Source organism: Chenggangzhangella methanolivorans (assembly GCF_042648545.1).
GTDB lineage: Bacteria > Pseudomonadota > Alphaproteobacteria > Rhizobiales > Methylopilaceae > Methylopila > Methylopila methanolivorans.
The window spans coordinates 1,492,874-1,506,389 of record NZ_JBHRXS010000006.1; the positions used below are offsets into that span (position 1 = coordinate 1,492,874).

Annotated in this window: 14 protein-coding genes and 1 tRNA gene; 3 read left to right on the forward strand and 12 right to left on the reverse strand. The window is 68.1% G+C overall.

The genetic code is table 11. The features are described 5' to 3' along the window. Nucleotides 1–10: 10 nt before the first annotated feature. The 6 genes from ACFOWB_RS18570 to ACFOWB_RS18595 all read right to left on the reverse strand — a co-directional run bounded on the left by ACFOWB_RS18570 (nucleotide 11) and on the right by ACFOWB_RS18595 (nucleotide 5,162). A complete protein-coding gene (locus ACFOWB_RS18570; protein WP_261403583.1) occupies nucleotides 11–181 on the reverse strand; it encodes a hypothetical protein in 171 nt (56 codons plus the stop codon). 157 nt (nucleotides 182–338) lie between these two features. Further along, a complete protein-coding gene (locus ACFOWB_RS18575; protein ID WP_261403584.1) occupies nucleotides 339–1,184 on the reverse strand; it encodes a glycoside hydrolase family 25 protein in 846 nt (281 codons plus the stop codon). A 67-nt stretch (nucleotides 1,185–1,251) separates the two neighbouring features. After that, on the reverse strand, nucleotides 1,252–1,416 hold the full coding sequence (locus tag ACFOWB_RS18580; protein WP_261403585.1) for a hypothetical protein: 165 nt from the start codon (nucleotides 1,414–1,416) through the stop codon (nucleotides 1,252–1,254). A 102-nt stretch (nucleotides 1,417–1,518) separates the two neighbouring features. Then, nucleotides 1,519–2,931, reverse strand: coding sequence for a magnesium transporter (mgtE, locus tag ACFOWB_RS18585; RefSeq protein WP_378148773.1), 1,413 nt, complete (start codon nucleotides 2,929–2,931; stop codon nucleotides 1,519–1,521). 168 nt (nucleotides 2,932–3,099) lie between these two features. Then, nucleotides 3,100–4,068 carry a SphA family protein gene (locus ACFOWB_RS18590; protein ID WP_261403586.1) on the reverse strand — a complete coding sequence of 323 codons (969 nt, stop codon included), beginning with the start codon at nucleotides 4,066–4,068 and terminating at the stop codon, nucleotides 3,100–3,102. 11 nt (nucleotides 4,069–4,079) lie between these two features. Next, the gene (locus ACFOWB_RS18595; RefSeq protein ID WP_261403587.1) at nucleotides 4,080–5,162 is read right to left on the reverse strand and encodes a helix-turn-helix transcriptional regulator; all 1,083 of its coding nucleotides are present in this window, start codon (nucleotides 5,160–5,162) and stop codon (nucleotides 4,080–4,082) included. Nucleotides 5,163–5,373: 211 nt separating this feature from the next. Here ACFOWB_RS18595 and ACFOWB_RS18600 point away from each other — a divergent pair, with 211 nt between their 5' ends. Together ACFOWB_RS18600 and ACFOWB_RS18605 are read left to right on the forward strand one after the other, a co-directional pair. Next, entirely contained in the window at nucleotides 5,374–6,108 is a 735-nt protein-coding gene (locus tag ACFOWB_RS18600) for a hypothetical protein (protein WP_261403588.1), read from the forward strand. Then, nucleotides 6,108–6,857 carry a hypothetical protein gene (locus tag ACFOWB_RS18605; RefSeq protein WP_378148776.1) on the forward strand — a complete coding sequence of 250 codons (750 nt, stop codon included), beginning with the start codon at nucleotides 6,108–6,110 and terminating at the stop codon, nucleotides 6,855–6,857. Before ACFOWB_RS18600 ends, ACFOWB_RS18605 begins: the two co-directional genes overlap by 1 nt. A 110-nt stretch (nucleotides 6,858–6,967) precedes the next feature. Here the strand turns inward: ACFOWB_RS18605 and ACFOWB_RS18610 are convergent. Together ACFOWB_RS18610 and ACFOWB_RS18615 are read right to left on the reverse strand one after the other, a co-directional pair. Beyond that, a tRNA-Leu gene (locus tag ACFOWB_RS18610) sits at nucleotides 6,968–7,052 on the reverse strand. 71 nt (nucleotides 7,053–7,123) lie between these two features. Beyond that, nucleotides 7,124–7,396, reverse strand: a complete 273-nt coding sequence (locus ACFOWB_RS18615; protein ID WP_261403590.1) for a FliM/FliN family flagellar motor switch protein — start codon at nucleotides 7,394–7,396, stop codon at nucleotides 7,124–7,126. A gap of 72 nt (nucleotides 7,397–7,468) precedes the next feature. Between ACFOWB_RS18615 and lipB the strand changes: the two genes are divergently transcribed. After that, complete coding sequence (lipB, locus tag ACFOWB_RS18620) at nucleotides 7,469–8,188, forward strand: lipoyl(octanoyl) transferase LipB (RefSeq protein ID WP_378148779.1); 720 nt, start codon at nucleotides 7,469–7,471, stop codon at nucleotides 8,186–8,188. Nucleotides 8,189–8,210: 22 nt separating this feature from the next. Here the strand turns inward: lipB and ACFOWB_RS18625 are convergent, their stop codons facing one another. From ACFOWB_RS18625 to ACFOWB_RS18640, 4 genes are all read right to left on the reverse strand, one after another. Continuing rightward, the gene (locus tag ACFOWB_RS18625) at nucleotides 8,211–8,513 is read right to left on the reverse strand and encodes an acylphosphatase (RefSeq protein ID WP_378148781.1); all 303 of its coding nucleotides are present in this window, start codon (nucleotides 8,511–8,513) and stop codon (nucleotides 8,211–8,213) included. A 189-nt stretch (nucleotides 8,514–8,702) separates the two neighbouring features. Then, nucleotides 8,703–10,013 carry a hypothetical protein gene (locus ACFOWB_RS18630; protein ID WP_378148783.1) on the reverse strand — a complete coding sequence of 437 codons (1,311 nt, stop codon included), beginning with the start codon at nucleotides 10,011–10,013 and terminating at the stop codon, nucleotides 8,703–8,705. Between the two features lie 150 nt (nucleotides 10,014–10,163). Beyond that, nucleotides 10,164–11,249 (reverse strand): helix-turn-helix transcriptional regulator, encoded by a 1,086-nt coding sequence (locus ACFOWB_RS18635; protein WP_378148785.1) that lies wholly within the window; start codon nucleotides 11,247–11,249, stop codon nucleotides 10,164–10,166. 125 nt (nucleotides 11,250–11,374) lie between these two features. After that, nucleotides 11,375–13,393, reverse strand: a complete 2,019-nt coding sequence (locus tag ACFOWB_RS18640) for an acetyl-CoA carboxylase biotin carboxylase subunit (RefSeq protein WP_378148787.1) — start codon at nucleotides 13,391–13,393, stop codon at nucleotides 11,375–11,377. Nucleotides 13,394–13,516: the final 123 nt, after the last annotated feature.

Below are 13,516 nucleotides of genomic sequence, written 5' to 3' on the forward strand. Positions count from 1 at the left end.
TCGCGGCGCCTTACTCGGCGTCAGCCTTCTTTTTCTTCTTGCCGCCGGCGCCGGCGCCGGTCGCCTTGCGGGCCTGACGGCGGGCGATCTTCACGCGCTTCTTGAGGCCGACGATCTCCTCCTCGAGGATGGCGATCTTCGACGCCATTTCGTCGAGCCTGCTTTCGATGAGTTCGGACACGGACGTCACTCTCCTTCGGACCGGAACGGTCGTCCGGGGGAACCGATCACGCCGCGCCTGCTTCGGCAAGATGTTTGGCGAAACCGCAAGCGGCGTCGTGCTGCCGCACCGGCGAGGAAGAACGTGACCGGTGACGTTCGAGACGCTTCGCGCCGCATCAGTAGCCGGTCGCGGCGAGGCGGCGCCAGCTTTCGGCCGTGCCCATGTAGACGTTCTGGTCGACATTGCCGACGACGCCCGGATTGCGGCCGGTCGCGGTGTGCTGCCAGAGCGAGAAGCTGGTCGAGACATGGTACTTCAGGCTCGGATGGCCGGCGACGCTGCGCAGCCACAGATGATGGCCGGGGAACGCGCCCACGAGCCGGTCGCGGTGGAAGTCGACGCTCGAATAGATGATCGGCCGCTTTCCGTAGTGCTTCTCGACGATGCGCAGGAACACGCCCATCTCGCGCAGCACCTCGACGCGGTCCGGCCGGCGCTTGCAGCTCGGCGAGAGATGGTTCCACTCCATGTCGAGCACGGGCGGAAGCGCGTTCGGGTCCGCCGGCACGTTGCGGATGAACCAGGCGGCCTGCTCGGCGCCGGTGCGGCAGAAATAATAGAAGTGATAGGCCCCGTGGGGCACGCCGGCCGCGCGGGCGTTGGCCCAGTTCTCGGCGAAGCGGTCGTCGACCCGGTCGCCGCCCTCGGTCGCCTTGATGAAGGCGAAGGAGACGTTCGAGCCGCGCACCGCGCTCCAGTTCACCGTCCCCTGGAACTTGGAGACGTCGATCCCCTTGATCGGATGGTCGTCCGGGGTCGTCACGACGCCGGTGGACAGCGAAACCGCGCCGACGCCGAGCGGCGTCTCGGTGGTGAGCGCCGTGCGCTCGACCCCCGAGGCCGCGGCCTCATTGCGCGCCGTCTGGGCGTCGCCCGCGACGGTCGAACAGGCGCCGAGGCCGAAGGCCGCCGCGAAGGCTCCCGCCGCCATGGCGGCGCGGATCGCGCGCTGGTTCCGCATGCTGTCCCCCGAAGGTCCGAAAAATCGTTCAGGCGTCAGTCTAGCCGCGCCATGATAGCAAATCTCGTCACGGACGCGCGAACAAAGACGACGCCACGCGGTGATGGATCTCGGCGGCGGCCGAAACGTCGCGCTTGGGCGCCTGAGGCTGCGCCACGACTGCGATCAGAGCGCCGAACAGGCCGGCGAACACCAGGCAGCCGCCGAGACGGGCGATCATCGGATCGAGCACGGATTTCGCTCCTTCCCTTCATGATTGAGGGAAGGTTAAAGGCGCAATGGCTGCCAAACCGTTAACGCGCCGCTCACCATGCCGGCGCGCGCCGCGCCCCGATCACTTGCCGAGGCCGAACCACCAGGTGGCGAGACCGAGGAAGGAGAAGAAGCCCACCGTGTCGGTGACGGTCGTCAGGAACACGCCCGAGGCGACGGCCGGATCGGCCTTCAGCTTGTCGAGGGTGAGCGGAATGAGGATGCCGAACAGCCCGGCGAAGACGAGGTTGGTCACCATGGCGCAACCGATGATCACGCCGAGCTGCGGGTTCTGGAACCAGAAGCCCGCCGCGAGCGCGATCAGGATCGCCAGCACCACGCCGTTGGCGAGCCCGACAAGCGTCTCGCGGCGCACGAGGCGGCGGGCGTTGTGGCCGCCGATGTCGCGGGTCGCGAGCGCGCGCACCGCGACCGTCATCGATTGCGTCCCGGCGTTGCCGCCCATCGAGGCGACGATCGGCATCAGCACGGCGAGCGCGACCATCTGCTCGATGGTCCCTTCGAACAGCCCGATGACGCTCGCCGACAGGATCGCGGTCACGAGATTGATCAGCAGCCAGGGGATGCGGCTTCGCGCTGTGTAGAACACCGGGTCGGAGATCTCCTCGTCGCCGGTGACGCCGCCGAGCGCGCGAAGGTCCTCGTCGGCCTCCTCCTCGATGACGTCGACGATGTCGTCGACGGTCAGCACGCCCACCAGCCGGTCGGCGTCGTCGACGACGGCGGCCGAGACGAGGTTGTAGCGTTCGAAGGTGCGGGCGGCGTCTTCCTGGTCCTCGGTCGCGCTGATGGTGCGCGGATCGTCATCGAGGATCTCGGAAAGCAGCTTGGAGCGTTTGGCGCGCAGCAGGCGGTCGAGCGGAACCGAGCCCACGAGCTTGAACGTCGGGTCGACGACGAAGATCTCGTAGAAGGTGTCGGGCAGGTTCTCGGCGTCGGCGACGTAGTCGATGGTGTGGCCGACGGTCCAGAACTCGGGCGCGGCCACGAACTCGGTCTGCATGCGCCGGCCGGCGCTGTCTTCCGGATAATCGAGGCTGCGGGTCAGCGCCACGCGCTCGGGCGCGGGGATCTGCTCGAGGATCTTGGCGCGATCCTCCTCGTCGAGGTCCTCGAGAATGTAGACCGCGTCGTCGGAGTCGAGCTCGCGCACGCCCTCGGCGACCGTCTCCGGCGCCAACTCCTCGAGCAGCTGGACGCGGACCGTCTCGTCGATCTCGGTCAGCGCCGTGAAGTCGAAGTCCTTGCCCAGCAGCTCGACGAGCTTTGGGCGGTCGTCGGGCTCGAGCGTCTCGATCAGGTCGCCGACGTCGGATTCGTGCAGGTCGCCCGCGATCTCGCGCACGCGCTCGGCGTCATTCGCGCCGATCGCGGCGGCGACCTGATCGACGAAGGCCTGGATCAGGCGGCCGTCCTCGTCCCGGATCTCGTCGTCCGCGTCGGACACGGCGCGCGTTTCGGCGTCAGCGTTCATCGCGGGCCTTTTGGAAAATCTGGAGAAAACGCGAGAGGCGCGCGCCGGGTGTAGGGGGTTTGGGCGCCTTCGGCAACCGGCCGCGGACCGGCGCCTCGCCGCGCTCCAGGCGGGGCGCGGGCGCGCGCCGAGGCGACGAGCGCCTCGGCCGCAGCCTCGTTCAGCGCGTCAGAACTTGGTGATCCAGGAGGTCACCACGGACCAGTAGCGCACCGTGTTCTCGGCGTGCGCGGTCGTCGTCGCCTTGACCTTCAGCGACGTCCCGAGCGACGGCAGGTCGTAGGCCGCGACGCCGCCGAGCTGCAGAAGCTCGCCGCGGCGCCCGTCCGGCGGAATGCGGCGGCCCGAGATGCGGTCGTCCTGGGGCTGGAACGCGTAGATGCCCGCAAGCCCCGCCTGCAGCGGACCGAACCGCTCCGTCACCGCGAAGTCGAGATTGACAAGGTCGCCGGTCCGGTAGTCGGTCTTCCGGTTCTCGAAATAATTGTTCCAGAAGAGCTTGGCGCTGAACTCGGTGCCTTCCCCGAGCCAAGCCGGCGTCGTGTAGGTGAGCGCGACGGTCGGCGACACGTCCCAGATCCCGGTGCCGGCGCTGATCGCCTGCGCCCGCGGATCGCGGTGGTCGTACTCCCCGACAGGAATCACCGCTCCGAGACCGAAGAGCACCGACAGGCCCTCGGGGATCGGATAGGCGTCCGGGTGCTTCGACGGCCGCCATGTCCCGAAGAAGCGGCTCCAATGGGCCTCGACGTAAGGATCGCCCATGCCGTTTTCGCAGGCGCGATCCTGGCCCGCGAACAGCTTGCCGCATTGGCGCACGAAGGGCAGCAGCCCGCCGAAGGTCAGCAAGCCGCCATAGACGGTCGCGTCGGGCACGTACATCAGGAACGGCCCGCCGATCGCCTTCGTCAGCTTGGCGTCCTCGAGGCCGAAGACGCGGTTCCCCTTCCCGTCCACGAAGCCCCGGGTTTCGGCATAGGCCTGGACGGTCCCGCCATAAAACCCCGGCGGCAGCGGCAGCGCCGAGCGCATGTCGGTGCCGCCGATGGGCCCTGCGGCCGCGGGCCCTTCCACAGCGGCCGACGGGCCGCACCACACCGCCGCGGCGACCCCCGCCGCCCAAACCCCCACGCGCATCACAAAAACCCTCAAGATCCGAAAGACGGCAGACCGGCCAAAAACCGCACGAGTTCGACGCGCCGCCCGAAACCGGTCTTGCGCAGCACGGATTTCACGTGCGTGCGCAACGTTTCCCCACCCATGCCGAGCCGGCGCGCGACCTCGTCGCCTGAACCGCCGCCAAGCAATTCCTGTGCAACCCGCGCCTCGGTCGGCGTCAGGTCGAACAAGGCGCGCAGGAGCCCGGCGTCCGGCGCAGATCCGGCCTCGACGCGGGTCACGAGCAGCAGCGCGGTCCGGGCGCCGAAGAGGTCTCGGGCCGCGCCCTCGGTCGGCAGGATGTGGACCACCAGCGGCGGCGACTCGCTTTCGGCCGGAATCGCGACGGACAAGGGCGGCTTGCGTCCGCCAGGCCCCGGCGCGCGGGCGAGCGCGGCATCGATCAGGCCCGCCGCCCCCTCGAACGCCACCCGCAGCCGGTTGCGGGCGCCGATGGCGAGTTGCGGACCAAGCGCCGCGAACAGATCGTTGGCGGCGAGCACGTGCCCGTCGGCGCGCGCAAGCGCCGCCGGCATGTCGGCGACCGCGAACGCCTCGACGGCGCTGCGCGCGCGCTCGAAACGCAGCTTCGCGGTGAGCAAGGACGAGCGCGAAATGTGCGGGCGCAACGCCTCGAGCACCCGCATGGAGTCGTCGGAGATCGGCCCGTCGCGCCACATCTGCTCGATCGAGAACAGCAGGATTTCGCCGCTCGGCACGGGCGTCGCGAGCGCGGCGCTCCAGCCGTAGCCGCGCGGCCGCAGGAACTCTTGCACCATCGGCAGGTTCTGCACTTCGTCACGGGTGTAGAGGTCGACGTCGCGCACGAAGCCCGAATAGCCGTCCCGCAACAGCCTCTCCATCCGGTCGTTCTTCTGCGCCCAGCCGCTTTCGAAGTAGTCGCGCACGTCGGCTCGAAGGCCGGGCGACGACACCCAGACGGGCGCCGCGCGGTCGATCGTGATGATGGTGCAGCCGGCGGCGCCGATCCGAGTCGTCACGGCGTCGAGGGCGTCGGGCCACAGTTCCGGGATGGCGGCCGCTTCGTAAATTCTCTCGACGAGATCGAGCATCGCGTGAGAGCCGTCCCTTATCCGCCTGCAACGTCGCCCTGAAACTCCGCCGCATCATCGCCGGATCTCCGTCCGATTGGCAGAACGGGGGAGTACGTACGTAGTTTTTAGCATCCTCCGCGACGGCCACCTCCCCCATTTGGGGGACGCCCGCAAAGATCGGCCTCACGCATCCTTGATAAACACCACAAGTTGCGCCGGAGGATGCTGAATGGAGCTCGCGAACACGGCGGCGGCAGATGCGGAGCGGGAGGCCGGATCGTACGCCGCAGCGGCGTTCTCGCTGTCGCTTGGCGGACCGGCTTCAATCGCTCGGTCGGAACCGATCGAGCCGCGCCCGCTGCGGGAGGCGCTCGTCGCGCATTCCGCCTTCCCGCATGTGCGGATCGCCGACACCTATGCGCGCCTGAGAGCGATCGGCGCGCTCCGCCACCGCCAATACGTCGCCGGACAAGGCAAGCCCTACGCCTCCGCCGTGCGGGACGCCGGGACGTTGCTGGAGCTCGCCGACTTCTCCTCGGTAAACCTCTACGCCGTCGACCGCGACGGCCTGACGGCGGCGATGCGCGTCGGCCCGCTGGTGGGCTCGAACCATCCGAAAGCCCGGCACTTTCAGTCCATCGCCGAAGACCTGAACGTCAGCGCCCGACGGACGCTCATCTGCACCAGGCTCGTCCGCGATCCCAGACATTCCGGCCGGCATGCGGTCGACCTGGTGTCCTTCGTCCGCGTCCGAACCGTCGAGGCCGGATGGCGCTATTGCCTGATGCAAACCTCGGAAGCGCTGGTGCGCTTCTTCGAGCGCCAGGGCTTCACGAGCACCGGCCGCTGGAGCCAGGACGAGAGCGCCGGCCGGCTCCAGACCATGCTGCTCGACACGCATGACCTTCCCGTCCGCCCGAAAGCGGCGCGGACCGGCGACATCCACATCCAGGGCGCAGCGTGATGACCCGAATCGAAACCTGCATCGCGGACGCCCAGGCGCTGTTCGCCGAACTGCTCGAGAGCTACCTGAAGAACGGCGGCGCGACGACGGTCGACCAATACATCCGCTACCTCTCGTTCCAGTACCACCTGACGCGCGGCGTGCAGCGCTACTTCATGAGCGCGGCGGCGCACGCCGACCTCGCGCGGCGGCGCAGGCTCCGCGCCTTCCTCGTGAACTTCGCAAACGAGGAGGAGCTGCACTACCTCGTCGCCGCCAACGACCTGCATCAGCTCGGGCTGAAGCCGATGCCGGCGCCGTTCGACGTGGAGCTCTGGCACGCCTATTTCGAGCGCGTGGTTGTCGACCGGCCGTTCGTGCGCCTCGGCGCGGCGACGATTCTCGAAAACATCTCGAACGGTGCGGCGCGCCCTTGGGTCCGCAAGGCCCTGACCGGCGCCTTCCTGACGCGCGACAACACCAAGTTCCTCGTGCTGCACCAGCACGAGACCCTGCCGCATGGCGACCAGATCCTCGAAGCGCTCAGCTCGGCGAATCTGGAGGAGCGGCACCTTGCGGATCTCGCCGAGGGCGCGCGCAAGGGCACGGTGCTCTATCTTCGCATGGCCGAATGGGCGCTTCGCCCGGGATGTCTCGCCTCGCTCTCCGACCGGGACGACGAGGCGATCGCGGAGGCTGAGTTCGAGCGGATTCGGTCCTTCGACATGGCGGAGCTGGCCGAAGACGCGCCGCTCGCCGCCGCCGGCTGACGCCGGGAGTCTCCGCCGCCCGCCAGGGCCCTGAAAAAGCAAAACCCCCGGAGCGTTTCGGCTCCGGGGGTTTTGGGATCGCATGAGGTTACGGATGCGATCAGCTTGCTTGGTGCGGTCGAGAAGACTCGAACTTCCACGGGTTGCCCCACAGCGACCTCAACGCTGCGCGTCTACCAGTTCCGCCACGACCGCGACGGCGGTGCTGATAACAGGTCGGTTCCGGGACCACAAGCGCAAGTTCGCCGGATGGAGCGGGATAGCGCTCAGGCGGCCTGGTCGGCCGGCGTCCGCTCGGTGCGTCCCTTGGCGTCGCGTTCGATCATCGAGGTGATCTCGACGCCGATGCGGTCGCCGTTCACGAACACCGAACCGCGCGCGATCGGATGGTCGTTGGCGAGCACCGTCACGGCGTCGCCCTCGCTCGCGCCGAGCTCGATCACCGCGCCGCGGCCCATTCTCAAGAGCTGGTGGATCGGCATGCTGGTCGATCCGAGCACCACCGAGAGCTCGAGGTTGACCTTGTCGATCTGCGGCACGAAACGTCTCCCGGGGCGCGCATGAACGCAGGCGCCGCTTGACGACGAGATGACCACGCGCGTGGTTAATCCATGGTTCACCACGTGCTGAAAACCGACCGATCCGCTTTGCCCGCGACGTTTCCGCCAGCCCCCGGCTCAGCCCCGGTCGAATGGCGCGTCAGCGACCGTCTCGTGACTTACGCGGAGGCGCTCGCCAAGATGGAGGCGCGCGCCGCCGCGATCGCCGACGGAAAGGCGGGCGAGCTTGTCTGGCTGCTGGAGCATCCGCCGCTCTACACCGCCGGCACGAGCGCCAAGGCCGCCGACCTCGTCGAGCCGGAGCGGCTGCCGGTGTTCCAGACGGGCCGCGGCGGGCAATACACCTATCACGGCCCCGGGCAGCGCATCGCCTACGCCATGCTCGACCTGCGCCGCCGCGCGCCGGACCTGCGCGCCTATGTGGCCGCGCTCGAGGCCTGGCTGATCGCGACTCTCGACCGATTCGGCGTGACGGGCGAGCGGCGCGAGGACCGCGTCGGCGTCTGGGTGCGCCGGCCGGAGCGCGGCCGCGACGCGGAGGACAAGATCGCGGCCATCGGCGTGCGGGTGAAGCGCTGGGTGACGCTCCACGGCGTCAGCCTCAACGTCGAGCCCGATCTGTCGCATTACGCCGGCATCGTCCCCTGCGGCGTGCGCGACCATGGCGTCACGAGCCTTGCCGATCTCGGCCGGGTGGTCTCGATGGCCGAGGTCGACATGGCGATGCGGGAGACGTTCGAGGAGATCTTCGGGCCGGCCGCCCGGGAATGACCGCCGGGCCGACGGACGGCGCTCAGCCGTCCTCGCCGATCACGACGCCGGCGCCGGCGGGAAGATCGCCGCCGCGCGCGGCCGACCGCCTGACCGTCTTCACCTCGGCGTCGGGCGGCCCCGCGAGCGCGGCTTCCGCAAACGCCGCGATGCGCTCCTCGGGGCCTTCGAGAACCGCTTCGACGGAGCCGTCCGACATGTTGCGGACGACGCCCCTCAGCCCGAGTCCGTTCGCGGTCGCCTGCGCCCATTTGCGGTAGAAGACGCCCTGGACGCGGCCGGTGATCTCGAATTTCGCCGCCTGAGCCGCCATCGCGCCCCTCATCGCCGTTTTTCCGTCCGCGAGAAGTGAGGCGGGACGGGAGCGCGACAAGGGCTGGAGCGGGCGAGAGGTCGAACGCCTCCGCGCGGAACGCCTCGACGATGACCGGCCAATGGCCGAGCCTCGAACATGGCGGAAGCCGACGCGTCGCGCCGAGCTCCCGCTCAGCACAGGAAGACGTCGGCGGCCGCCCTACTCCGCCGCCGCCGTCCTGGCCGCTTCTTCGATCGTGAGATAGGCGCCCATCAGCATGTTGCGCTTCGGATTCGCGTCGAGGAGGTAATAGGTGAAGAAAACCCGACCGTCCTTGAGAGCCGCGCAAGACGGCGTGCGCTGCTTGTCGAACGCCTTCTTCGAGGCGAAACCGTCAGACCGCGTGGCGCCTTCGGGCGACAGCAGCTTGTAGCGAATATCCCTCTGCTTGAGGTCGTCGGGCTGATTGTAGATGGACACGAGGTCGCCGTTCGGACGCCGGAGCACGCAGGCGGGGTCCTTGTCGCCCGTATAGTAGTCCGGCGAGATCGCGAGCCCCTCGCCTGTGTCTTTATACGACCCGCTGATTTTCACTCCGGAGAGGAAATGATTGTTGTTGTAGAGGAGCATGAAGCTGCCGTTCTTCAGCGCGAGCGTTCCGGCCGGAAACCGATAGGTTTCGCCGACATAGACCGGATTGGTCACTGGCGCTCCGGCCTGAGAGAACACGCGAAACGCGCCGCTCTTGCGAAGCTCGTCGGTGTAAACGATGGCGTAGTTGCCATCGGAAAGCGTCACGATCGCGGATTCCGGCGAATAGTACATTCCTCCGAACATGTATGTGTCGGAGTATCTAGCGCCGTCTGAGAACTTTAATACTTTCTTGTCTTCGATCGGCGTGACGAGTCTCGAAGGCGAAACGACGCCTCCAGCGCCATCGATGATCATCGTGAAGATATTGTAGTTCCGGCCCATCAGCCGGCCTATCTTGACCGTTTCGCGACGCTCATAGGCCAGCGCGAGTTCGCCATTCTTTAGCCGGCTCGCATGGATCTGGAGCGAGTTGTCGCCGTCGTCGGTCTTCTCGACGCTCGCGACGCGTTTCTGCACGCTGACGCCGCCGGTCTGAGAGACGCGAACGAAATAAAATCCGCCGACTGAATCTTCAGCGCTGAAACTGTGCGACTCATAGACAATTCCGAGATCGTTCTTCTCAAGCGCGACGATCTTGAACGAGAAGATCTGCTCGAGGCTCGAGACGCTGACGTCATGCGACGCCAGCGTTTTCCCGTCCTTCGTGAAGAAAACCCGGATCTTGTTGTAGTCCAGGCTCGGAGCGTAACTCGCGGTCGCGACCGTCACGCCGTCGCTCAGCGCCGCGCTCTGGATGGGATTGAACGCATAGTCGATGACGGGACCAATCCTGAAGAACCCGTCGGCCGTGACCTTCGCCTGCTGGGCCGAAACGCTTGACGACTGGGCGCCCGCAAACACCGCGGCCGCGAACAAAACTGACAGGAAACGCCGCATCCTCGAGCTCCAGGCGATGGCCGACAGGCGGCCCGCGCCGACGATGGGCGAGCCTCGCAAGAGGCTACGCCGCGCCCCGTCGCCGCCCCTTACCCGAATGGGGAACACGCGCCGGTCCGGTCGTCGAAGCCTGGGGAGAGGCCGCGGTCGTCAGTCCGCCGGCCGCTCGTCGCCGAGCGCGGCGACGCGCGACAGCAGCCTCGCCTGCCCGGACGCGCCGGTCTTCAGATAGATCGACTTCAGCTGCGTGCGGATCGTGTCCGGCCTCACGCCGCGCGCCTGCGCGATCTCGGCCACCGAGCCGCCTGCCCTGAGGCTCGCGACGATCGCGGACTCGGCGGCCGTGAGGCTGGACCGGGCGGCGAGCGCCGCGACGGGATCGAGGACGCGGCGCTTGAGCAGAAGAAGCACCGCGCGGCCGTCGGCGGGCGCGAACACGCTCATGCCATCGACCTCGATCGCCCGGACGAGGATCTCGCCGCCCTTCGGATCCCTGACGACGCAGGCCGCCGGCTCCGGCCCGCGCCGCCGCTGGCTCGAGGCGAGGCAGGCGCGCAAGGCGTCGCGATCGGCCGCGCTGCGCAGCGACAGCGTCCGGCTGCGCGGATCGATCATGCGGCCGACCAGCGCCTCTGCCCGGGCGTTGATCGAGGCGATCCGCCCTCCCCGGTCGCAGACGATCGCCGCGTCGCGGGTCAGCTCCAGCGCGTCCGTCATCCCCTTCAGCCTGGCGAAATCGAACTGGCGCGAGAGCGTCGCGGCGTCGCTCAGCGGCCCCCAGAGCCTCAGGAGCGCGTCCAGCTCGCGCGGCTCGAACGGGCCGTCGCGCAGCCGGCGCTGAACTGAGAGGCACCAGAGATCCCCGCCCGCCCGGAACCCGACGCCCGCGAAGGCTCCGATGCCGTGCCCGGCGAGAAAGTCCTGGTAGAACTGCGAGGAGGCGATTTCGTCGCGGTCCATGCAGTCTTCGTCGGTGATGAAGCCCCGGCGCTCCATCTTGGGGATGCCGCGGTAGCGGACGTCGAGCGCGTTCCAGCCCTTCGTCAGATACTCGTCCAGGACGTGCGCCTGTTCGGCGGAGGCGGGCGGCCGGACCAGCCGGTCGTCGACGCAGAACAGCAGCGCGCCGGCGCCGTTGACGCTCGCGCTGACGTCTCCGAGCGCCTGAGCCCAGATCTCAGGCGCGCCCGCAGCCTCGCGGATGCGTCGGGCGATGAGTTCCGGGTCGTGACGCATGACGTCGGTCCGAGGGGCGGCGGCGAGAGATATGCAACCCTACGGCGCGCGAGATCCGCGCGCCACATCGGCCCACCCTTTTTCCGTTTCGTCTCAGACGTTTCGTCGGCGCTGTCTCGCGAAGATCACTCGAACTCGAGGATCACCGCGTCGACCGCGAGGCTGTCGCCGGCCTTAGCGTTGATCTTGGCGACCTTGCCGTCGCGCTCGGCGCGCAGCACGTTCTCCATCTTCATCGCCTCGACCACCGCGAGCGTCTCGCCGGTCTTGACCTCCTGCCCCTCCTCGACCGCGATCGAGACCACGAGGCCGGGCATCGGGCAGAGCAGCTGCTTGGAGGTGTCGGCGATGACCTTCTCGGGCATCAGCGCATAGAGCTCGGCGATGCGCGCGCCGTGGACGCGGGCGTAAACCGCGACACCGCGATGCTGGATGTCGTAGCCGTAGTTCTTGGCCTTGCGGACCTGCGCCGCAATCTCCTGACCGTCGATCGTCCCGCGCCACACCGGCTCGCCGGGCTTCCAGTCGGTCTCGACGCGCTGGAGACGGATCTCCGAGCCGTCCTGCCCAAGCGTCCGCACGATCACGGCCTCGCCGATCGCCGAGGTCTCGACGCGGGTCGGCTCGCCGTCGAGCAGCACGGTGCGCAGCCGCTCCTTGGTGGCCGCGCCCTTGCGGAGCTGATTGGAGATGAGGCGGCGACGCTCCATCACCATCCAGTCGATCTGCGCCGCGATCGCGACCAGGGCCGCTGCGACTTCGCCTGCGGGCTTGCGAGGCGCGAAACCGTCCGGGAACTCCTCGGCGATGAAGCCGGTCGACAGTTCGCCCGAACGCCAGCGCGGATGCTCCATCAGCGCCGTGAGGAACGGGATGTTGTGCTGGATGCCGTCGATGCCGAAGGCGTCGAGCGCCCTGCCCTGCGCCTCGATGGCCGACAGGCGATCCGGCCCGTGGGTCACGAGCTTGGCGATCATCGGGTCGTAATAGAGCGAGATCTCGCCGCCTTCGGTCACGCCGGTGTCGTTGCGCACCGTGATTCCGTCGGCGCTCGATTCGGCCGGCGGCCGGTAGGCCGACAGGCGCCCGATCGAGGGCAGGAAGTTGCGATAGGGATCTTCGGCGTAGACGCGGCTCTCCACCGCCCAGCCGGTGAGCTTCACATCTTCCTGCTTGATCGCGAGCTTCTCGCCATAGGCGACGCGGATCATCTGCTCCACGAGGTCGATGCCGGTGACGAGCTCCGTCACCGGATGCTCCACCTGAAGACGCGTGTTCATCTCGAGGAAATAGAACGACTTGTCCTGCCCCGCGACGAACTCGACGGTGCCGGCCGAATCGTAGCCGACGGCCTTGGCCAGAGCGACCGACTGCTCGCCCATGGCCTTGCGGGTCGCCTCGTCGAGCAGCGGCGACGGGGCCTCCTCGACGACCTTCTGGTTGCGGCGCTGGATCGAGCATTCGCGCTCGCCGAGATAGATGACGTTGCCGTGCTTGTCGCCGAGCACCTGGATCTCGACGTGGCGCGGATTGACGATGAACTTCTCGATGAAGACGCGGTCGTCGCCGAAGGAGTTCTTGGCCTCCGAGCGCGAGGCGCGGAAGCCTTCCGCCACGTCATCGGCCGAGTGCGCGATGCGCATGCCCTTGCCGCCGCCGCCGGCCGAGGCCTTGATCATCACCGGATAGCCGATCTCGTCGGCGACCTTCACGGCGTCCTCGACGCTCTCGATCACGCCGAGATTGCCGGGCACGGTCGAGACGTTGGCCTTGGCCGCCGCCTTCTTCGACTCGATCTTGTCGCCCATGGCCTCGATCGCCCCGGGATTCGGGCCGATGAACACGACGCCGTTGGCCTTGAGCGCCTCGGCGAAGGCCGCGCGCTCGGACAAAAAGCCGTAGCCGGGATGAACGGCTTCGGCGCCGGTCTCCTTGCAGGCGCGCAGGATTTCGTCGATCAGCAGATAGGACTGCGCGGCCGGCGGCGGGCCGATGCGCACCGCCTCGTCGGCCATCTCGACATGCAACGCGTCCTTGTCCGCGTCGGAATAGACCGCGACGGTCTTGATGCCCATCTTGCGCGCGGTCTTGATGACGCGGCAGGCGATCTCGCCGCGGTTGGCGATCAGGATCTTCTTGAACATCGAGGCTTGAGAACTCCGGAGCCGCGCCGGACAAGTCCCGCGGATCGCGCGCCGACGCCGTTCGTACTTAGGGGAGCGGGTCGCCCGCCGTCCACCTGTTCAAAGGGCGAACGGCGCCGCCGA

What these genes read in the sequence shown, in the direction of transcription:
- ACFOWB_RS18575 (WP_261403584.1), bottom strand. Translation starts at nt 1,184, where the DNA reads ATGCGGAACCAGCGCGCGATCCGCGCCGCCATGGCGGCGGGAGCCTTC.
- mgtE (WP_378148773.1), bottom strand. Translation starts at nt 2,931, where the DNA reads ATGAACGCTGACGCCGAAACGCGCGCCGTGTCCGACGCGGACGACGAG.
- ACFOWB_RS18590 (WP_261403586.1), bottom strand. Translation starts at nt 4,068, where the DNA reads ATGCGCGTGGGGGTTTGGGCGGCGGGGGTCGCCGCGGCGGTGTGGTGC.
- ACFOWB_RS18595 (WP_261403587.1), bottom strand. Translation starts at nt 5,162, where the DNA reads ATGCTCGATCTCGTCGAGAGAATTTACGAAGCGGCCGCCATCCCGGAA.
- ACFOWB_RS18600 (WP_261403588.1), top strand. Translation starts at nt 5,374, where the DNA reads ATGGAGCTCGCGAACACGGCGGCGGCAGATGCGGAGCGGGAGGCCGGA.
- ACFOWB_RS18605 (WP_378148776.1), top strand. Translation starts at nt 6,108, where the DNA reads ATGACCCGAATCGAAACCTGCATCGCGGACGCCCAGGCGCTGTTCGCC.
- lipB (WP_378148779.1), top strand. Translation starts at nt 7,469, where the DNA reads ATGGTTCACCACGTGCTGAAAACCGACCGATCCGCTTTGCCCGCGACG.
- ACFOWB_RS18625 (WP_378148781.1), bottom strand. Translation starts at nt 8,513, where the DNA reads ATGAGGGGCGCGATGGCGGCTCAGGCGGCGAAATTCGAGATCACCGGC.
- ACFOWB_RS18630 (WP_378148783.1), bottom strand. Translation starts at nt 10,013, where the DNA reads ATGCGGCGTTTCCTGTCAGTTTTGTTCGCGGCCGCGGTGTTTGCGGGC.
- ACFOWB_RS18635 (WP_378148785.1), bottom strand. Translation starts at nt 11,249, where the DNA reads ATGCGTCACGACCCGGAACTCATCGCCCGACGCATCCGCGAGGCTGCG.
- ACFOWB_RS18640 (WP_378148787.1), bottom strand. Translation starts at nt 13,393, where the DNA reads ATGTTCAAGAAGATCCTGATCGCCAACCGCGGCGAGATCGCCTGCCGC.